General features: G+C 68.9%; 13 protein-coding genes and 1 riboswitch. Of the genes, 7 read left to right on the forward strand and 6 right to left on the reverse strand.

Translation table 11 applies throughout. The annotated features are described in order from the left end of the window. Positions 1 to 361 precede the first annotated feature (361 nt). The 3 genes from ACW5DW_RS04360 to ACW5DW_RS04370 are packed head-to-tail and all read left to right on the forward strand — an operon-like array spanning position 362 to position 5645. Entirely contained in the window at positions 362 to 1780 is a 1419-nt protein-coding gene (locus ACW5DW_RS04360) for a Y-family DNA polymerase (protein ID WP_457017538.1), read from the forward strand. Continuing rightward, positions 1768 to 5040, forward strand: a complete 3273-nt coding sequence (locus tag ACW5DW_RS04365; protein WP_457017539.1) for an error-prone DNA polymerase — start codon at positions 1768 to 1770, stop codon at positions 5038 to 5040. The genes ACW5DW_RS04360 and ACW5DW_RS04365 overlap by 13 nt, the downstream gene beginning before the upstream one ends. Before the next feature lie 8 nt (positions 5041 to 5048). Next, positions 5049 to 5645, forward strand: a complete 597-nt coding sequence (locus ACW5DW_RS04370) for an alpha-ketoglutarate-dependent dioxygenase AlkB (RefSeq protein ID WP_457018404.1) — start codon at positions 5049 to 5051, stop codon at positions 5643 to 5645. Between the two features lie 167 nt (positions 5646 to 5812). Here ACW5DW_RS04370 and ACW5DW_RS04375 read toward each other — a convergent pair whose 3' ends face one another. Beyond that, complete coding sequence (locus ACW5DW_RS04375; protein ID WP_457017540.1) at positions 5813 to 6355, reverse strand: NADPH-dependent FMN reductase; 543 nt, start codon at positions 6353 to 6355, stop codon at positions 5813 to 5815. A gap of 172 nt (positions 6356 to 6527) precedes the next feature. Between ACW5DW_RS04375 and ACW5DW_RS04380 the strand changes: the two genes are divergently transcribed. Further along, the gene (locus ACW5DW_RS04380; RefSeq protein WP_457017541.1) at positions 6528 to 6893 is read left to right on the forward strand and encodes a cupin domain-containing protein; all 366 of its coding nucleotides are present in this window, start codon (positions 6528 to 6530) and stop codon (positions 6891 to 6893) included. A 210-nt stretch (positions 6894 to 7103) separates the two neighbouring features. Beyond that, positions 7104 to 10064: a bifunctional diguanylate cyclase/phosphodiesterase gene (locus tag ACW5DW_RS04385; RefSeq protein WP_457017542.1), complete on the forward strand. Its 2961-nt coding sequence runs from the start codon at positions 7104 to 7106 to the stop codon at positions 10062 to 10064. A 320-nt stretch (positions 10065 to 10384) separates the two neighbouring features. Here the strand turns inward: ACW5DW_RS04385 and gcvP are convergent, their stop codons facing one another. Then, complete coding sequence (gene gcvP / locus ACW5DW_RS04390; protein WP_457017543.1) at positions 10385 to 13282, reverse strand: aminomethyl-transferring glycine dehydrogenase; 2898 nt, start codon at positions 13280 to 13282, stop codon at positions 10385 to 10387. A gap of 152 nt (positions 13283 to 13434) precedes the next feature. Then, a riboswitch (glycine riboswitch) is annotated at positions 13435 to 13553 on the reverse strand. A gap of 189 nt (positions 13554 to 13742) precedes the next feature. Here gcvP and ACW5DW_RS04395 point away from each other — a divergent pair. Next, positions 13743 to 14498, forward strand: a complete 756-nt coding sequence (locus ACW5DW_RS04395) for a hypothetical protein (RefSeq protein WP_457017544.1) — start codon at positions 13743 to 13745, stop codon at positions 14496 to 14498. Further along, the gene (locus ACW5DW_RS04400; protein WP_457017545.1) at positions 14495 to 15742 is read left to right on the forward strand and encodes a multidrug effflux MFS transporter; all 1248 of its coding nucleotides are present in this window, start codon (positions 14495 to 14497) and stop codon (positions 15740 to 15742) included. Before ACW5DW_RS04395 ends, ACW5DW_RS04400 begins: the two co-directional genes overlap by 4 nt. A 56-nt stretch (positions 15743 to 15798) precedes the next feature. Here ACW5DW_RS04400 and ACW5DW_RS04405 read toward each other — a convergent pair whose 3' ends face one another. The 4 genes from ACW5DW_RS04405 to minE form a co-directional block, all read right to left on the reverse strand. Then, entirely contained in the window at positions 15799 to 17211 is a 1413-nt protein-coding gene (locus ACW5DW_RS04405) for a trypsin-like serine peptidase (RefSeq protein WP_457017546.1), read from the reverse strand. A gap of 89 nt (positions 17212 to 17300) precedes the next feature. Further along, entirely contained in the window at positions 17301 to 19325 is a 2025-nt protein-coding gene (locus tag ACW5DW_RS04410) for a M2 family metallopeptidase (protein WP_457017547.1), read from the reverse strand. Between the two features lie 83 nt (positions 19326 to 19408). Continuing rightward, positions 19409 to 19915: a hypothetical protein gene (locus tag ACW5DW_RS04415; RefSeq protein WP_457017548.1), complete on the reverse strand. Its 507-nt coding sequence runs from the start codon at positions 19913 to 19915 to the stop codon at positions 19409 to 19411. A gap of 315 nt (positions 19916 to 20230) precedes the next feature. Further along, entirely contained in the window at positions 20231 to 20494 is a 264-nt protein-coding gene (minE, locus tag ACW5DW_RS04420; protein ID WP_457017549.1) for a cell division topological specificity factor MinE, read from the reverse strand.

Genomic DNA, 20494 nt, shown 5'->3' on the forward strand with positions numbered 1-20494 from the left:
CGATGCAGACGGACACGGCTGCAACTTCCGTTCCGGTCGCGCAGCTTCCGTCTGCCCGGACGGATCGGGAGGTCGCAGATCGGGAGGCACCCGCGCACCTGGCTCCCTCCCCCGCAAGCGGGGGAGGGCTGGGGTGGGGGCAAGCCGGTCGCGACGCAACTGCCCGCGCCTGCGGCGCGCCCCCATCCGCCTTCGGCACCCTTCGGCAGGCTCAGGGCAGGCTCTTCCCCCGCGAGCGGGGGAAGGAAAAGCCAACGTTCGAGGTTTCGCGCGCTCCCTCTCCCGGAACGCTCGCCTGCCCGCAGCACGAGCTCCATCTCGTCCAGGCCCCCGCGCCGCTCCTGCGTGGCTGACGACGCCGATGCTCTGGGCCTGCGTACTGCTGCCGCAACTGGCGCTGGATGGCGTCCTCCGCCGTTTGCCTGATCCGCAGGCGCCGCTGGCGCTGGTGACCGGGCCGGCGCAGCTGCGCAGCCTGCATGCGGTGAATGCCGCAGCCGCGGATGCGGGCCTGCGGCTGGGCATGCGCCTGACTGCCGCGCATGCGCTGCTGCCGGACTTCGCGATGGTCGAGCACGATCCGCAGGCCGAAGCTCGCTGGCAGCGCTTCCTCGCCGCCTGGGCCTATCGCCACAGTTCGCTGGTGAGCGCGCAGTGGCCGGGCTGCATCGTGCTGGAGGTGCGCGGCAGCTTTCGTCTGCTCGGGCCGTGGCCGCAGATCGAACACCGCCTGCGCGAGGAGCTTGCGGCGCTGGGCTTCGAACACCGCATCGCGCTGGCGCCGACGCCGCGCGCCGCGCGCGTGCTGGCGGGACTGCGCGATGGCCTGGCGTTGATGCACGGCGACGCGATGACGGCCACGCTCGACCGCATGCCGGTGCGGCGCGCGCGCTTTCCCGGCGACAGCGGCGAGCGCCTGCAGCGCATGGGCGTGCGCGACCTGCGTGCCTTGCGCGCGCTGCCGCGCGATGCGCTGCGGCGGCGCTTCGGGCGCGAGCTGCTCGACCATCTCGACCGGCTCTACGGTGAGGTCGACGATCCGCTGGACTGCTACGCGCCGCCGGATCATTTCGATGCGCGTGTTGAAATGGGCTACGAGGTCGAAAGCCACATGGCCCTGTTGTTCCCGCTGCGGCGGCTGGTGGGCGACCTGTGCACCTATCTGTCGATGCGCGACGGTGGGGTGCAGTGCTTCGTGCTGCGGCTCGAGCATGAAACAGGACACACCGACGTGGAGGTCGGACTGCTCTCGGCCGAACGCGATGCGGCGATGCTATTGGAGGTGACGCGCAGCCGGCTGGAGCGGGTGCGGATCGACAGGCCGGTGGTCGCGCTGCGCCTGCTTGCGCGCGAACTTCCCCCCTTCGCGCCGGCCTCGCGCGACCTGTTCGATACGCGCAGCCAACAGCAGCTGCCCTGGCCGCAGCTGCGCGAGCGGCTGCGCGCGCGCCTGGGCGACGAGGCGGTGTATGCCGTGGCGCCATCAGGCGATCCACGTCCCGAGCGCGCGTGGCGAAGGGTGGAAGACGATGCGGGCCGCATCGACGAGGCGCCCGCCCGCCCGCCGCGCCCCTGCTGGCTGCTGCCGCGTCCGATCCCGCTGCGCGATTCGCGGCCGCGCATCGTCTCGGGACCGGAGCGCCTGGAAAGTGGCTGGTGGGACGGCGAGGACGCGCGTCGCGACTACTACGTCATCGAAACCTCGCAGGGACAGCGCGCCTGGGCCTTTGCGCCGCCGGGCGAGCAAGGCGGCTGGATGCTGCAGGGATGGTTCGCATGAGCGATACCGACGGCATCGACCGCGACACCCCCAGCGGCCGCCCGCCGCGCGCCTGGGAAACCGCGCAGCGCCTGCGCCTGTCGACCGCGGCCAACGACGATGCGCCGGTCGAGGCGGGGCTGCCGGCCTATGCCGAGCTGCACTGTTTGTCCGACTTTTCCTTCCTGCGCGGCGCGGCAAGCGCCGAAGAGCTGTTCGCACGCGCGGCCCAGGTTGGCTACGAGGCGCTGGCGATCACCGATGAGTGCTCGCTGGCCGGCATCGTGCGCGGACTTGAGGCGGCGCGCATCACCGGGGTCAAGCTGATCGTCGGCAGCGAGTTCATCCTCGACTGCGGACTCAAATTCGTGTTGTTGGTGGAAACCCCGGCCGGCTACACGCGGCTGTGCGAACTGATCACCCAGGCGCGGCGTGCGGTCGAGGGCAAGGGCTACCGGCTTACGCGCCAGGATGTCGAACGCCGGCTGTCGGACGTGGATGTTTCGCTGAGCGGCCTGTTCGCGCTGTGGATCCCGGCGCGCGAGGTTGATCCCGCACAGGGCCGCTGGCTGCGCACGGTGTTCGATGATCGCGCCTTCCTCGCGGTGGAGCTGCATCGCGAACAGGACGACGTGGCGCGACTCACGCAGCTGCTCGACCTCGCAAAGGCACTGGACATGACGCCCATCGCTGCCGGCGACGTGCACATGGACGTGCGCCGGCGTCGCGCGCTGCAGGACACCATGACCGCGATCCGACACAACACGCCGCTGTCCCAATGCGGCGCGCAGCTGTTCCGCAACGGCGAACGCCACCTGCGCACGCGCCGCGCGCTGGGCAACATCCATGGCGCGGTGGAGGGCGGGGCGGCCCTGCTGGACAACGCGGTGGCGCTGGCGCGCCGCTGCAGCTTCGATCTCGGCAACGACCTGCGCTACGCCTATCCGGTCGAACTGGTGCCCGAAGGCCACACCCCCACCACCTGGCTGCGCGAACTCACGTATCGCGGCATGCGCGAACGCTGGCAGGAAGTTGTGCCTGCGGACGTGGTGCTCCAGATCGAGGACGAACTCGCCCTGATCGCGAAGCTCAGATACGAAGCCTTCTTCCTCACCGTCGAGGACATCGTCCGCTTTGCCAAGTCGCAGGACATCCTCTGCCAGGGCCGCGGCTCCTCGGCCAACTCGGCGGTGTGCTTCGCGCTCGGCATCACGGTGGTGAACCCGACTGAAAGCCGCCTGCTGATGGCGCGCTTCCTGTCGGAGGAACGCAACGAGCCGCCCGACATCGACGTCGATTTCGAGCACGAGCGGCGCGAGGAAGTGCTGCAGTACGTCTACGCCAAGTACGGTCGCCATCGTGCGGCGCTGGCTGCGACCGTGATCCGCTATCGCGGCAAGAGCGCGGTGCGCGACGTGGCCAAGGCCTTCGGCCTGCCGCCCGACCAGATCGTGCTGCTGGCCGAGTGCTTCGGCTGGGGCAATGGCGAGACGCCGATGCAGCAGCGCCTGTGCGAAGCCGGTTTCGATCCGGACAACCCGCTGATCGCGCGCGTGCTGATGGTGGCCGGCCAACTGCGCGACCACCCGCGCCATCTCTCGCAGCACGTCGGCGGCTTCGTGATCTGCGATGCACCGCTGGCCACCGTGGTGCCGGTGGAGAACGCATCGATGCCCGAGCGCAGCATCATCCAGTGGGACAAGGACGACCTGGAGACGATGAAGCTGCTCAAGGTCGACTGCCTGGCGCTGGGCATGCTCACCTGCATCCGCAAGGCGGTGGAACTGGTGGAACGCCATCGCGGCCACGTGGTGGACATCGCGCGGCTGCCCACCGACGACAGGCCCACCTTCGAGATGATCCAGGCCGCCGACACCGTGGGCGTGTTCCAGATCGAATCGCGCGCGCAGATGAGCATGCTGCCGCGACTCAAACCGGACAAGTACTACGACCTGGTGGTGGAAGTCGCGATCGTGCGCCCCGGCCCGATTCAGGGCGACATGGTCCATCCCTACCTGCGCCGCCGGCAGGGCAGGGAGGCGGTGACCTATCCGTCCGAAGGCGTGAAGGCGATCCTGGGGCCGACGCTGGGCATCCCGCTGTTCCAGGAGCAGGTGATGGAGCTGGTGATCCACGCCGGCTATTCCCCGAGCGAAGCGGACAACCTGCGCCGCTCCATGGCGGCATGGCGGCGGGGCGGCGACATGGAGCCGCACCGCGTGCGCATCCGCGAGCTGATGCTCGACAAGAACTACGCGCCCGAGTTCATCGACCAGATCTTCGAACAGATCAAGGGCTTCGGCTCCTACGGCTTCCCGCAGAGCCACGCCGCCTCGTTCGCCAAGCTGGTCTACATCAGCTGCTGGCTCAAGCGCCACGAACCGGCGGCCTTCGCCTGCGCCCTGCTCAATTCGCAGCCGATGGGATTCTATTCGCCCAGCGAGATCGTGCAGGACGCGCGCCGCGGCCGCGATGCGCGCGTGGGCCTGGAGGTGCTTGCCGTCGACGTGGCCTGCAGCCAGTGGGACTGCACGCTCGAAGGCGGGCATGCGCGCAGCGGCCTTGACGACGGCGGGCAGGCGGCGATCCGGCTCGGCTTGCGCCAGGTCAAGGGCCTGTCGCAGGCCGCGGCCGACGCCATCGTGGCCGCGCGCGGCCAGCGTCCGTTCGTCGACGTGCGCGACCTGTGCCTGCGCGCCGGTCTCGACGGCAAGGCGCGCACTGCGCTGGCCGAATCCGGTGCGCTGGCGTCGCTGTCCGGGCATCGGAATGCCGCGCGCTGGGCGGTGGCGGGCATCGAGAACAAGCGGCCATTGCTGCCGGGCAGCCCGGACGAAGACGAGATCGCGTTGCCTGCGCCTTCGCCCGGCGAGGAGGCGGTGGCCGACTACCGCAGCACCGGGCTGACGCTCGGCGCGCATCCGCTGTCGCTGATCCGCGAACGCCTGCAGCGCGAGCGCCTGCTCGACACGCGCCAGTTGCTGGAGCTGCCGCACGGGCGCGGCGCCTTCGTCGCCGGCATCGTCACCCAGCGCCAGCGTCCGGCGACGGCCAAGGGCACGATCTTCGTCACCCTCGAGGACGAACACGGCATGGTCAACGTGGTGGTGTGGCCGCATCTCGCGCTGCGCCGGCGCAAGGCCCTGCTGGGCGCGCGCCTGCTGGCGGTGCGCGGTCGCTGGGAGCAGGTCGATGGCGTGCGCCACCTGATCGCGCGCGACCTGCAGGACATGACCGCGCTGCTCGGCCAGGTCCACACCAGCTCGCGGGACTTCCGCTGATGGCATCCATGCGCACCGCCTCGCTTGCCGGCGACCTGTTCGCACCGTCCATGCTGCAGCTGGTGGACGATGCGCAGGGCGGCGCGCGCTACTGGCCCGGCGTGGTCGACCCGGACACGGCGCAGCGCTGGTTCGACCAGCTTGTCGAGCGCGCCGGGTGGCGCCACCTGCGTCGCCCCATGTACGAGCGCATGGTCGACGTGCCGCGGCTGCTTGCCTCGTACGCGGTGAACGACCTGCCCGTGGACCTGCCGTTGGCAACGATGCACGCCTGCGTGCAACAGCACGTGCCGGCGCCATTCACCTCGATCGGCATGAACTTCTATCGCGACGGCAACGACAGCGTGGCCATGCACGGCGACAAGCTGCACCTGCTGGGCGAGGGGCATCCGGTCGTCGTGTTCTCGCTGGGCGCACCGCGGCGCATGCTGATCCGCTCCGTGCGCGACCACGCCGACCAGATCGCCGTCGACCTGATGCCCGGCAGCCTGCTGGCGATGAGCCATGCGATGCAGACCACGCACGAGCACGGAATCCCGAAGACGCGCCAGGCCGAACCGCGCATCAGCGTGGTGTTCCGCGCGAAACCGGATGCAGTCGCATGACGCCCGCGCACGACGCATCCACAAAACAGCATTGCCATCTGTAGGAGCGGCTTCAGCCGCGAAAGAAGGCACACGTGGCGCCGGCGTTCGCGACTGAAGCCGCTCCTGCAGGGGCTGATGCTCCGCCCGCGAGACGCCAGCGCGCAGGCTCACGCGGTTCTGTGGCCTCAGGCGTGGCGCTGTACCCACTCCAGGTACGCATCCATCCAGTCCTGCAGGAACTTGCGGCTGCCATCGGCGATGTCGCCGTTTTCATCCAGCACGTCGTCGGCCTTGAGGAAGGCCTCGGGCTGTCCGAGCGTGGGCATGTCGAGGTAGGCGAGGATGGTGCGCAGGTGTTGCTGCGCGACCGCGGTGCCGATCGCGCCGATGGAAACGCCGATGACGCCCGCCGGCTTGTCCGGGAAGGCGCTGTCGCCGTAGGGGCGCGAGGCGTGGTCGAGCGCGTTCTTGAGCACGCCGGGGATCGAACGGTTGTACTCGGGCGTGACGAACAGCAGCCCGTCGGCTTCGCGGATCGCTTCCTTCAGTCGGATCACCGGCGCCGGCGGCGAAGCGTCGTCGTCCTGGTTGTACAGCGGCAGGTCGTCGATCCGCAGTCGGCGGAACTCGATGTCGTCCGGCGCGAGCCTGGCAAGCGCATCGGCCAGCCGCGCGTTGAATGAATCCTGGCGCAGGCTGCCGACGATCACGGCGATGGTCAGTGACATGGATGGCTCCTGGAGTGCGTGCCGGCTCCTGGAACCTCCCGGGTGGCACGGATGCGGCGTGAGCGCAAGATGGCCCCGACCGCGTGAACGCGGCGTCTGGACGGTTGTCGCACCTGTTCGCAGCGCCTTGACGGACATGGCACCAAGGTGGAAGCAGGCTTCGGGGGTCACGATGCAATCGAAACATCTGCGCTTTGGAAAAGGATTCCGCCCCGCCTTCACCGTCCGCAAGGTCCAGGCGGCGGAGATGGTGATCGCGCCCGGCGACAGCGAAGGTGGCGCGGACAATTTCCATCGCGGCGCCGACCAGTGGATCTATGTGGTCAGCGGCACCGGCCTCGCCATTGTCGATGGCTCGCGCCGGAAGCTGCGCGAGGGCAGCCTGCTGGTGATCGAACGCGGCGAGCGCCACGAGATCCGCAACACCGGTCGCGGCCTGCTGAGGACACTCAACTTCTATACGCCTCCCGCCTACACCGAGGGCGGCGACCCGCTGCCCGCGGCGCGGCGCGCGCCACGGGGACATGCGCGCGACTGAGGGCCCGTCGCTGCCGCGCCTGCCTGGCGGCGGATCGGGTCAAGCCCGTCCGCCACGGCGCGGGCAACGGCAGCCACCACCACGAGGCCTTCAGGCCGAAGCGTCCGTGCCGATGTCGTGGTTGCGTCACCACAGCGAATGCTGCGCGTCCTTGCACGCCGCCGCGGCGGTTGGCATGGTGCAGACAATCTAGGGGAGCAGAACGGTCCAATGCGTCCACGCGTGCGCAAGCGGTTGCCCGGATCGGTCAGGAAGGTACTGACCGTAGGGGTCGCGCTGGGCCTGCTGATGATGCTGGGACTGGCGCTGCTGCTGTACCAGGATCGTGAGCTCCGCGTCGCGTCGGCGCAGCGCCAGGCGTTGGCGCTCTCAACCGGCGTGGACCGGCTGCTGCGGCAGGAGTTCGGCAGCCTGGAGCGTGCGATGGCCGGCATCACTGCCGATGCCACCGCCTACGCCGGCTCGGCCCCGGCCCGGGCGGACGCGCGGCTGCGCGATGCCATCGCAGGCGTGGTTGCGCGGCGCGCCGATCTCGACTCGGTCGCGGTGGTCGATTCGCAGGGGCGCGCCCTGGTGGTGGGCGAGCAGGGCGACCCGGGGCTGCCGGAATGGGTCGCAAACGCGCGCAGCGGCCGCCTGGTGATCGGTACGCTGCAGGCCAACGGCGAAGACGGATGGTGGCTGCGCGTGGCTTGGCCGTTCGGCGACGGGCGCTGGCTGCTGGCGCGACTGCACACGATCGCGATCGAGCGGATGATCCGCGACCTCGACATCGGCCGCGAAGGCAACGCCACCGTGCTCGACCGCAACGGCGTGGTGCTCGCGCGACAGCCGGAAGCTGCCACCGGTAGCTTCGTTGGCCGCCAGACCCCGCTGTCACCGGAACTGCGGGATATCAAGGGCACGGCGTCGGGCCTGCGGGTCAGCCACGTCGATGGCGTCGCGCGGCTGGCCGGCCTCAGTGCGATGAGTGGCTATGACGTCGTCGTCGTTGCCGGCATCGGCCTGCGCGAGGCGCTGGTGCCCTGGTATCGCAACGTGTCGATCGCGTCCGGCTTCGTGCTGCTGTACTGGCTCGGGCTGGGCTATTTCTTGCACCGGCTCACCAGCGGCGAGCGCGTGCGCGAGGATCTGCTCGTCGAACTGGAGGAGCAGGCGGACTGGCTGGACCAGGCGCAGCGCGCCTCGCGCACCGGCGTGTGGCGGATCGAATCCGACGGCGAGCACATCAAGGTCTCCGAGCACACTGCTGTGATGTTCGGGTTCGAGCCCAGGGCCGGGGTGCTGCCGATCCGTGCATTCTTCGAGCGGATCCATCCGGACGATCGCCAGCGGGTGGAGCAGCGGTTCGCTCACACGCTCGAGACGGGTACGCCCTTCAGCGCGGAGTACCGCGTGCTGACCGATCACGGCAGCGAGCGCTGGGTCAGGGGCAGCGGAGGCCTCGCCGCCGACAGCCAGGGAAAGGGTCGGATCACCGGCACGGTCGCCGACGTGACCGCCAGGCACAAGGCGCAGGAACGCATCGAGCGCGCGGAAGCGCAGTTCCGCGCATTGTTCGAGCGTAATCCGCTGCCGTTCTGGGTGTTCGACGCGCAGACCCTGCGGTTCCTCGCCGTCAACGACGCTGCGGTATCGTCCTACGGCTACAGCGCGGAAGAGTTCCGTGCGATGACCATCTTCGACATCCGTCCGGCATCGGAGCGAAAGCATGTCGAAGCGTCGATGGACAGGCGGGGCGCCAACCAGGACGTGGACGGCGTGTGGACCCACGTCCGCAGCGATGGCAGTCGCCTGGACGTGCGCGTCTTCAGCAGCGGCATCGAGTTCGGGGGGCGGCCGGCGCGGCTGGTGCTGGCCGAGGACGTCAGTGACCGCGTCTCGTATGAGCGCGACCTTGCCTGGCGCGCCACCCACGACGGCATCACCGGCCTGACGCGTCTGTCGGCGCTGGTCGAGCAGATCGATGCGCAGCACGTGCCCGGATCGCGCTATGCGGCGGCCTTCGTGCGCCTGCGCGACCTGGAGCTGGTGGCGCCCACCCTGGGCGCGACCACCAGTGAGCTGCTGTTGCGCGAGACGGCGGCGCGCCTGAGCGTGGTGGGGCGCGAATTTGGCGCGGTGGGGTTCCGGCCCGGCGAATCGTTCGTCGTGGTGGCGCTGGACGCCAGTCGCCAGCAGGAGATGCTGGCGGCAGTCGAGGAAGCGATCGCGCTGCCGGTCCAGATCGAGGGCGGGGCCCATCCGGTCGAGGCCTGGATCGGCATTGCCGAAGGTCCCGAAACGGGCGAGGGCGCCGAGCAGGTGATCGGCCACGCCGCCCTGGCCTCGCTGCAGGCGGGACGGGAGCTGGTGCAGGTCCTGCCCTACGACCGCACCATGGCCGATCAGGCCGCGCAACGCATCGCCCTGGCGCGTCGCCTGCACGGCGCGCTGCCCAACGGCGAGTTCGAGCTGCACTACCAGCCAATCCGGCGCGTGTCCGACGGTCGGCTGGTAGCGCTGGAAGCGCTGCTGCGCTGGCGCCAGGACGGCGGGCTGGTGCCGCCGGCCGTGTTCATGCCGCTGGCGGAAACCTCCGGCCTGATCGTGCCGATCGGCCGCTGGGTGCTGGAGCAGGCTGCGCTTTGTCACGGGCGCCTGGCCGATCGCGGACTCCGCGATGTCTCCATCGCCGTCAACATCTCGGCGGTACAGCTGCTGGGCGACAACATCGCCGACGCCGTGGCCGAACTGCAGCAGCAGTACCGGCTGCCACGCGGCGCACTGCACGTCGAGTTGACCGAGAGCGTGGTGCTGCGCCAGCCGCAGGCGGCGCGCACGCGCATGCTGGCGCTGCGCAATGCCGGGGTGCCGATTTCGATCGACGACTTCGGCACCGGCTTTTCCAGCATGGCCTACCTGCGCGACCTGCCGCTGGACTATCTGAAGATCGACCGGAGCTTCGTGCAGGACGTGCACACAGACGATCGCAACGCCTCGATCTGCCGCGCATTGATCGCGCTGGCCGGCGGCCTGGGATTGGGCACGATCGCCGAAGGCGTGGAGCACGAAGGTGAGTTCGAATGGCTGCGCAACAACGGCTGCGACCAGGCGCAGGGCTACCTGCTTGGCCGCCCGGCGCCGTTGAGCCAGCTGCTCGACTCGATCTGTGGTGGCACGCCGAAGTAGTCGGGCGTGCCGGGCGGACTGCTTGCGCCGCGGAAAGCATCGAAGGCCGGCCTGCTGCCTGCACCCCCGGCTGCATCCGTCAAGTGCGTCGCGATTGGGGCTTGCATTGCGCAACGATTGCCGAACCTCGTCGTGTGCCCGCGCAGACTTATCCACGACGCTTGTGGACAAGGTTGTGGAGGGCCCATTGAACAACCGCCGCCAGCCCGCGTGGCGTCACGCCCGGCGACTGTTTGGTGAAAACAACGCCATTGCCGCAAACGCGAACCGCCCCTTGCGGGGCGGTTGCGTGTGTGCTTGTTGCAGTGGTGAAACTTTGATCAGGCGTCGGCGTCTTCTTCCTTGAACGCGTCGACCGGGATGCAGGCGCAGAACACGTTCTTGTCGCCGTGCACGTTGTCCACGCGCGCCACCGGCGGCCAGTACTTCTGCTGCCGCAGGCTGGCCAGCGGGAACACCGCCAGCTCGCGCGGATAGGCGTGCGTCCACTCGCTCGCGGCGGCCGCGTCGGCGGTGTGCGGCGCGTTTTTCAGCGGGTTGTCCACGCGATCCAGGCGTCCATCCTCGATCGCGCGGATCTCGTCGCGGATCTGGATCATCGCGTCGATGAAGCGGTCGAGTTCATGCAGCGATTCGCTCTCGGTCGGCTCGACCATCAGCGTGCCGGCGACCGGGAAGCTGAGCGTCGGCGCGTGGAAGCCGAAATCGATCAGCCGCTTGGCCACGTCCTCGGCGCTGACGCCGGTGGCCTTCTCCAGCGGCCGCAGGTCGAGGATGCATTCGTGCGCCACCAGCCCGTTGCGTCCCGTGTACAGCGTGCGGTAGTGCGGAGCGAGCCGCCTGGACACGTAGTTGGCGCTGAGCAGCGCGACCTGGGTGGCACGGCGCAGGCCGCCGGCGCCCATCATCGCGATGTACATCCAGCTGATCGGCAGGATCGAGGCGCTGCCGTGCGCGGCGGCGGACACCATGCCCACGCTGCCTTCGGAATCCTTGTGTCCGCGTGGCAGGAACGGCGCCAGGTGCGCCTTGACCGCGCACGGGCCCACGCCCGGGCCGCCGCCGCCGTGCGGGATGCAGAACGTCTTGTGCAGGTTGAGGTGGCTCACATCGGAGCCCCACTTGCCCGGCTTCGCCAGGCCGACCAGCGCGTTCATGTTGGCGCCGTCGGTATAGACCTGCCCGCCGTGGCGATGGACGATCTCGCAGATCTCGACCACGTCTTCCTCGAACACGCCGTGCGTGGACGGGTAGGTCATCATGATCGCGGCGAGGTTGGCCGAATGCTTCTCCGCGGCGCGGCGGATGTCTTCGACGTCGACGTTGCCGTTGGCGTCGCAGCGCGTCACCACTACCTTCATGCCGCACATCTGCGCCGAGGCCGGGTTGGTGCCGTGCGCGGATTCGGGGATCAGGCAGATATCGCGGTGGCCCTCGTCGCGCGATGCGTGGTATGCGCGGATCGCGAGCAGGCCGGCGTACTCGCCCTGGGCACCGGAGTTGGGCTGGAAGCTGATCGCGTCGTAGCCGGTGATCTCCACCAGCATCGCTTCGAGTGAATCGATCAGTTCCCGGTATCCGCGCGTCTGCGAGGATGGCGCGAGCGGATGGATCCCGGCGAATTCCGGCCAGGTGATCGGGATCATCTCGGCGGTGGCGTTGAGCTTCATGGTGCACGAGCCCAGCGGGATCATCGTGCGGTCCATCGCCAGGTCCTTGTCGGCGAGCGCACGCAGGTAGCGCAGCATCTCGTGCTCGCTGTGGTGCGTGTTGAACACGGGGTGCTGCAGGAACTTCGACTCGCGCTGTAGCGCGGCCGGCAGGGCGTCGTCGATGTCCGCATCAAGCGCGTCGATTGCGCCGCCGTTGAGCTCGGCACCGAAGATCTTCGCCAGCGCGGCGAGGTCGGCGCGGGTGACGGTCTCGTCCAGGCTGATGCCGACGCTGGTCGCGTCGATCTTGCGCAGGTTGATGCGCTGGTGGCTGGCGTAGTTGTGGACGGTCTCGGCCTCGACGCCGCTGACGTGCAACGTGTCGAAAAAATCTCCGCCCACCTGCACGCCCACCTGGCGCAGTGCCGCAGCCAGGATCGCGGTCTGGCGATGCACGCGACGGGCGATACGCACCAGCCCGTCAGGGCCGTGGTAGACGGCGTACATCGCGGCCATCACCGCCAGCAGCACCTGCGCGGTGCAGATGTTGCTGGTCGCCTTCTCGCGCCGGATGTGCTGCTCGCGCGTCTGCAGGGTGAGGCGGTAGGCGGGCTTGCCGGCAGCGTCGACCGAGACGCCGATCAGGCGGCCGGGCATCGAGCGCTTGAACGCGTCGCGGCAGGCCATGAAGCCCGCATGCGGTCCGCCGAAGCCGAACGGCACGCCGAAGCGCTGGGTGTTGCCGACCACGATGTCGGCGCCCCATTCACCCGGTGCTTTGATCAAGGTGAGCGCGAGCAGGTCGGCGGCGACCGTGACCAGGGCGCCGCGCGCATGCACGGCCTCGGCCAGAGCGGCATGGTCGACGATGTGGCCGTAGGTGTCGGGATACTGCAGCAGCACGCCGAAGCAGTCGGCCTCGGCCGCGTCCGCCGCCGGCCCGACCTGCAGATCGATACCCATGCCGTCGGCACGCGTGCGCACCACTTCCAGGGTCTGCGGATGCACGCTGTCGGCGACGTAGAACAGGTTGGACTTCGATTTCGCCGAACGCTTGGCAAGCGTCATAGCCTCGGCCGCGGCGGTGGCTTCGTCCAGCAGCGATGCGTTGGCGATATCCATGCCGGTGAGGTCGGAGCACATCTGCTGGAAGTTGATCAGCGCCTCCATGCGGCCCTGCGAGATCTCCGCCTGGTAGGGTGTGTAGGCGGTGTACCAGGCCGGGTTCTCGAGGACGTTGCGCAGGATGACGTTGGGCGTGTGGGTGCCGTAATAGCCCTGGCCGATGAAGCTGCGGAACACGTCGTTGCGCTCGGCGATCGTGCGGATCTTCGCCAGCGCCTCGACCTCGGTCAGCGAGCCGGGCAGGGCCAGGCCGGGGCTCGACGCCGGATCGAGCGTGCCGGTGGGCTTGATGGTGGCGGGGACGATGGCGTCGGTCATCGACTCCAGCGAGTCGTGGCCGACCTCGCGCAGCATGTGCGCGACCTCGGCGTCGTTGGGGCCGATGTGGCGTTCGACGAAGGCGTCGTGGTGTTCGAGTTCGCGCAGGCTGGGCTTGGACATGGCGGAGGCACCGGAAAAGTGAAGGGCGCCGCCCGGATGCCGCTGCATCGTCATCCCGGCCGAAGCCGGGACCCATGGCCGCTCCTGCGCGGACGCAGGAGCATGGACGGGTTCCAGCGTGGGCTGGAACGACAACGGGCGTTCCGTGGCGGTGGTGCCCCTCTGTCCTTTTGCCTGAGAGTTTGGAAGCGCGCGGACGAGGATCGCGTGCTTCGTGCCCCTTCGGCGCCGGTTCCGGCTCGTGCCGGTCGGTCTCTCCAGAGTGTTTGCCGCGTCCGGTGGTATCGGGCCTGAGCGATTACGGGCGTTTGCGCCTTCGGCAGCACGGGCAACGCGCCCTGTGCTTCTCCCACCATTGCCTCGCGATTATAGCGCCTGGCTGCTGCCCGATCGCGGACCATGGGCGTCTTCGCGGGCACGGAGTTGTTAATCTGAACGCCTTTCCCGGATATTCCCCCGCATGATTCCGACCCAGGCGCAGCACTCCACCAAGGGCCCCGGGCCAGATGCCGACGGCGACGTGTCCCTGGTCCGCAGGATCTGGAGCGTGTTCCGTCGCGAACCCGTCCTGCTGATCAGCTGCAGCTACCTGTTCATCTCGGTCTACGGACTGTGGGACAGCTACTGGTTCTACCGCCGTTTCGACATCCCGATCCTGGAGTTCATGCAGAGCAGCGACTACTTCGTGGCCGGCCTGCGCCGGCCCGAGTACCTGTGGCTCCTGTTGTGGACGCTGCTGGCGTCCTGGTTGGCGTTGCTGCCCGAACGCTGGCGCCAGCGCCATCCCGAGCGCGTGTCGCGGATCGAACGCCGCTGGTGGGGCCGCGTGCTGCTGCCGCGCCGCAGCGACTGGTGGGCTTACATGGGGCTGCATCCGGAAACCATGACGACCCTGGCCGCGCTGCTGGCGATGGCCTTTTGCCTGTACGCACTCGGCGACAGCCGGGGCCAGCGGACGTACGAGGGTGGCGGCCACGCCGTGTCGGTGCGGCTGACCAACCAGGCGCGGGAACTGCCGGGAGACTGGCGCATGCTCGGCACCAGCAGTGCCTTCGTGTTCGTGTGGAATCCTGGCGAGCGGCGCGCGGAAGTGCTGCCGATCGATTCGGTCTCGGCGATCCGCCTGCTGGGCTGGCGCTCGCGTGGGGACCGCGAGGAAGCCGGTGTCGCGCCGGAGCAGCAGGCGCCCCCGACCGTGAGGCGCACGCCGCGATGAGCCATCGTCCGCCCGGCCTCCGCCGCCTGGCGCTGCTGCTGGCGGGCCTGGCAATGTTCGGGCCGTTCTCGATCGACACCATCTTCCCGGCGTTCCCGGTGATAGGCGCGGACCTGGGCGCCGACAAGCTGGCGATGCAGCAGACCATCAGCGTCTACCTGATCGCCTACGCGCTGATGAGCCTGGTGCATGGGCCGTTGTCGGACATGCTGGGCCGGCGCCGCGTGATCCTGGCCGGGCTGGTGGTCTTCATCGCCGCCTCGGTCGGTTGCGCGCTGTCCACCGACCTCGGCACCCTGCTGGCCTTCCGCGCGCTGCAGGGCCTGTCGGCGGGCGTGGGACTGATCGTCGGCCGCGCCGTGATCCGCGACGTGCTGCATGGCGACGACGCGCAGCGGCTGATGAGCCAGGTGTCGATGATCTTCGGCGTGGCGCCGGCGATCGCGCCGGTGGTGGGCGGCTGGCTGCTGGGCTGGGGCCGCTGGCCGCTGATCTTCTGGTTCCTGGTCGGGTTCTCGGTGCTGCTGCTGTTGGCGACCTGGCGCTGGCTGCCCGAGACACTGCCGCCGCAGGCCCGGTTGGCGCCGTCGCCGCGCCGGCTGCTGCGCGACTTCGCCTGGATCGCGACCAACCCGCGTTTCGTGCGCCTGGCGCTGGCCGGCGCGCTCAACTTCGCCGCGTTGTTCCTGTACATCGCTTCCGCCCCGGCCTTCGTGCTCGACCTGCTGCACCTGGACGAGCGCCAGTTCGGCTGGTTCTTCATCCCGATGATCAGCGGCATGATGCTGGGGGCCTTCGTGTCGGGGCGCGCGGCGGGGCGCATCAGCGGGACACGCCTGGCCAACATCGGCTTTGCGCTCAGCAGCGTGGCGGTCCTGGTCAACCTCGCCTACAGCGCGGCCGTGCCGCAGCCGAGCGTGCCCTGGGCGGTGCTGCCGATGGTGCTCAATGCCTTCGGCATCGCGCTGGTGTTCCCGATCGTGACGCTCGCCATCCTCGACATGTATCCGCGCCAGCGCGGCTCGGCCTCGTCGCTGCAGGCCTTCGCCGGGCTGGTGCTCAACGCGCTGATCGCTGGCGTGATCTCGCCGCTGGTGAGCCACGATCCACTGCATCTGGCCGCATTGGCCGCAGCCTTCATGCTGTCGGGCTGGGCGTTCTGGCGCTGGGAGATCCGCCGCGGCAGCACGCCGCCGGACTGCCCGCAGGCGCCGGGCGCGCTGGAACCGACCGAACAGCTGTAGGAGCGGCTTCAGCCGCGATGCTTTCGCGATGAGGCGGCAGTGGCGCTTCCAGCCGGTCAGCGCGGCCGTAGCGGCTGCGAGCCGTTGCGCCGGCGCGGCGCGGTGGGCTGCTCGGGGGCGAGGTACTGGCGGATGGCGGGAAAGTCCACGTCGAAACGCGAATACCAGTCGATGTTGTCGGTGTGCGTTGTGTTCGAGTTTGCGCAGGAGGCGTAGCCGCCTTGCAGCCCGCCGCGCAGGTAGTAGTTGCCGCCGTCAAGAGTGAACAGGCCTGAGCCACTGCTGCCTTGCTCGGTAGTTCCATTCAGCCAGCTCGCAGCATTGCGCGCCCCTGTGCTCCTGGACGTCGCGTGGTGGCCAGATGACACCTTTTTCAGATCGCCGGCGGGATGGTGGATGGCCAGGACACTGATGCCGGAGGGCAGCGCATTCGCATCCCAGCCGGCGAACACTGCACCGGCTGGCGCAGCGTCGCGCAGGCGCAGCAGGGCACCGTCGGTGACAGAGCTCGAGTACTGGTAGTCGGCGCCGCCGCTGAGCTGCACGTACCCGCCCACCGAGTTGGTGTCGCACGCGATGGATTCGTACTTCCAGTAGGTGTTGAGCGTCGCCGCAAGCTGCGCCGAATCGATGCAGTGGTCGGCGGTGTGGAACCAGGGCACCTGCGTCGCGCTGTCGGTATCGTTGAGCAAGGTGCCCGTGCACAGGTAGCTGACGCCGTCACTGACGAAAACCATGCGTGCCACCGCGTCTTTGGTTAGCGCATAGCCCTGGCCCAACTCGCCGACGCGGCACACGGCGTTGACGTTGCAGCTGCCCGACCCGCCGATGTTCTTGAGGATGCGAAACTCGTCGACCGCATTGGCCATCAGGTGGCTCAGGCGGGGTGCATCGATCTGGACGCCGTTGGGCGAGGTTCCCGTCGGCAGCCAGATCTCCAGGATCTGGCGCTCGCCTTCGGTCGTGGGCGTCCAGTACAGCCCGTCGTCACCGGCAAGCCCGGCGGCCTGTTGGCCGCGGACGATGGCGACGATGTGGCCCGGTTGGGCCGATCCCGCGAACCGCAGTTCAGCGCGTGGGTCCAGGCCGTCGATCCGCAGCCCGGCACGCACGCCGTAAGCCAGCGGTGAGACGAACTCGATGCGCGCCACCGAACTGCCGTCGGCCAGCCGGGTCCACTGCAGTGCAGGGAGCGCTCGCGCCGAAGTTTCGACGGCGGCCTCGCGGGCGATGCCGATCTGGATCGGCTTGCCGCTGCGCGAGGCGTTGTCCTGCTGCAGCCGGTGGATCCGCTGCGCGGACATCTCGCTGTAGCGCAACTGCGCCACCGGTGTATCCGCGGCGCGCCAGCCGGTGGCCGACTTCGTCGCGGGTGTACGGCTGGCCTCGCTGTGCACCCGCGGCGCATCCGCGGCCGCGGCCGTTGCGACGACCGCGGTCAAGCACAACGAAAGCACCGTCCTGCGCATGGCTGGCATCCTGTCATCCCCTGTTCGGCGCGCATCATAGGCGAGCGGGGCGGGAACGTGCAGCCCCGCGCTGGGCCGCACGACGGGCCTCAGCCGTCGCCGGGGGGAGCGGCCGCCGCCGGTTCGGCATTGGCCGCCGCCGCTGGCGCCTGCCAGCCGCAGGTCCGGCCCTCGTTCTGCTGCTTGAGCCACTCCTGCAGCGGCGCGAAGTACTCCAGCACGGCGGATGCATCCATCTGCTCGCCGCCGGTGAGTTCCTTCATCGTCTGCTGCCAGGGCTGGCTGTTGCCGTGCGAGAGCATCGCCCAGAACTTGGCGCCGCTGGCCTTGTTGCCGGCAAAGGTGCATTCGTACAGCGGACCCTGGTGGCCGGCCGCGTCGCACAGCGCCTTGTAGAACTGGAACTGCAGCACGTGCGAGAGGAAGTAGCGCGTGTACGGCGTATTGCCCGGCACGTGGTACTTCGCGCCGGCGTCGAAGAACTCCTCGCCGCGCGGCGTCACCGGCGCCACGCCCTGGTACTTCGCCTTGAGATCCCACCAGGCGCTGTTGTAGTTCTCCGGCGTGATCGAGCCGTCGAACACGCCCCAGCGCCAGCGGTCGATCATCAGCCCGAACGGCATGAACGCGACCTTCGCCAGCGCCATGCGCATCTGCGCGTTGATCAAGGCCTCATGGCTGGGCTGCTGCTCGCCGACCAGGCCGATCGACTTGAGGTAAGTCGGCGTCATCGCCAGCTCGATGGTGTCGCCGATCGCCTCGTGGAAACCGTCGTGCGCACCGCCCTGGAACAGCGGCGGCAGCTTGTTGTAGGCCAGGTAGTAATACACGTGGCCCAGCTCGTGGTAGATGGTGAAGAAGTCCTCTTCGCCGGGCTTGATGCACATCTTGGTGCGCACGTCGGGCGACTTGCCGTCATCGCCGCCCATGTTCATGTCCCAGGCGCTGGCATGGCAGACCACGTCGCGGTCGCGCGGCTTGATGAACTGGGTCTTCTGCCAGTAACTCTCCGGCAGCGCAGGCATGCCCAGCGAGACGTAGAACTCCTCGGCCTGGCGGGTCATCTGGCGCGCATGCTCGAGCTGCGCCTTGCGCACCACCTCGACCCGGCTGTCGGTGTCGATCAGCGCGTTCTCGCGCGAGAGGCGCTCGTTGAGCATGGCCTGGTACTGGCGTTGCAGCGCGCCGTTGACGTCGAGGCTGCCGGCCTGCTGGGCGCTGTACGGTGCCAGCACGTCCCACAGGTTGCCCCAGTCCTGCTGCCACATGTTGCCCATCAGGTGTGCCGGCAGCAGGCCGTCGACCGATCCCTGGCCCGGATACTGTGCGTCCAGGCGGCTGCGCGCGTAGCAGTGCAGCTGTTCGTACAGCGGCTTGACCTGGCCCCAGAGGCGATCGGTTTCGGCCGACAGTTCGACCGGCGACATGTCGTAGCCCGCGCGCCACATCTCGCCGGCATCGGCGTAGCCGAGTTCGCGCGAGCCTTCGTTCACCAGCTCGACGAAGCGCGTGTAGTCGCCGCGCATCGGCTGGGCGATGGTGTGCCAACCCTGCCAGGCGTCGAGCTGGGCGTTGTAGTCGCGGCTCTTGGCCAGCACGTCCTCCAGCTCGCCCAGCTGGCGGCACTTCTGGCTGTCGCCCTCGGCCTTGCAGTACGAACCCGAGCCGTACATGCCTTCCATCTTCGTGGCGATACGGGTCAGTTCGGCCAGCCTGACCGGGTCTTTGGGTGCCGGCATCGCGGTGCCGAGCTTGAGCAGGGTGATCGCGCGCGCGGTCTCGGGCGACATCTGCTGGCCTTCGAACTTCTTGGATTGCTCGATCCACGCATTGAGCGCGGTCAGGAACTTCTCGCTGGACTTGGCCGCCAGCAGCTGGCTGTCCTCGATGATGTAGGTGCTCGACAGCCACTGCGCGGCGGTCATCTCCGGATACATCGCCTTGAGCTCGGCGTTGACGCGCGCGACAAAGGCGTCGGCGGTCTCGTCGGCGTGCACCGTGCCGGTCGGCGCGCCCGCGCTGCCGTCGGTTGCGGGCGTGGGTTCGCGTTTGCAGGCAGACAGGGCAAGGCTTGCGCCGATGGCGAGGACGAGCAGGGCGTGGCGATGATTCACGATGGGATCCGGGCAGTGCGCGCAATGCGGTGCCGGCAGGCTAGATCGGCGGCCGCCGCCGGGCAAGTGCGGGAAGTCCGGACTCAGGCCGCCAGCAGCCTGCGCTGCGCATCGACCAGCCCGCGCGCGTGCAGCCAGTCCCAGGCCGCGCCGGCATCGTGCTGGAAGTAGGCGCGCGCGCTGCCGAGGCGGAAGGTGTAACCCCAGGCGTCCATGTCGGCGAACACGCGGTCGCGGCCGACGCCGGGCAGGGCGTCGCCGAGCAGGGCCTGCAGCAGGCAGACCGCGTCCTCCTCGGCCACAGAATCGGTCGCGTCGGTGTGCACGGCCTGGCGGCGCTCTTCGGGCAGCACGATCAGGTGGCAGGCTTCGTGCAGCATCGAGTGCACCGGCGTGTCGCCGCGGACGTACACATTGCTGCCGACAATGCCTGCTTCCGGCTCACCCCAATAGCTGCCGGGGATCGGCGCGCCATCGTCGACATGGTGCAACTGCAGGCCGTAGCGTTGGATCAGCGCTGCGGCGTCGGCGAAGGCGATGTGGCGCAGCAGCAAGATCTTGTCTGGTGCTGGCGTGGCTTGGGCGGTCATGTCGACAGTCGTCCGTTACGTCGGCGCCGATTGGGTGCAGGTCTTCGGTTTGGAGCCGTCCCGTGCTTCAACATCCGTGGGCACCAAAGCGTTGCGGCACCAGCAGCAGTGAGCCGTGTCCTGGCGGCCGGGGATCGCGACAAGCAAAACATGGATGTTTTGCGCGCGAGTCAGGGCACGATGCCCTGACCGAGCGCAAAGTGATGCCCAGCCGACAGGACGCGGCGTCTATCCGAAGTCCAGGTGGACAGTTAGCCCGCCGCGTCGGACTTGCGTCCAATGAGGAGACGCCCTTTCTTGGCGAACGCCTTGCGATCAGGCAGTCGCGGAACGGCCGTCAGGCAGTGCGACCGAGATATCCAGCACGTCGTGCTCGCCATCCTTGACCAGGTCGACCTTGACCGCGTCCACGTCCACGCTGACGTACTTGCGGATCACCTCCAGCAGCTCGCGCTGCAGCAGCGGCAGGTAGTCGGGCGCGCCGCGGCTGGTGCGCTCCTGCGCGACGATGATGCGCAGGCGGTCCTTGGCGATCGCCGCGGTGTTCTGCTTGGGCTTGAGGAAATCAAACAGTCCCAT

It is taken from the genome of Luteimonas sp. A482, assembly GCF_054072655.1.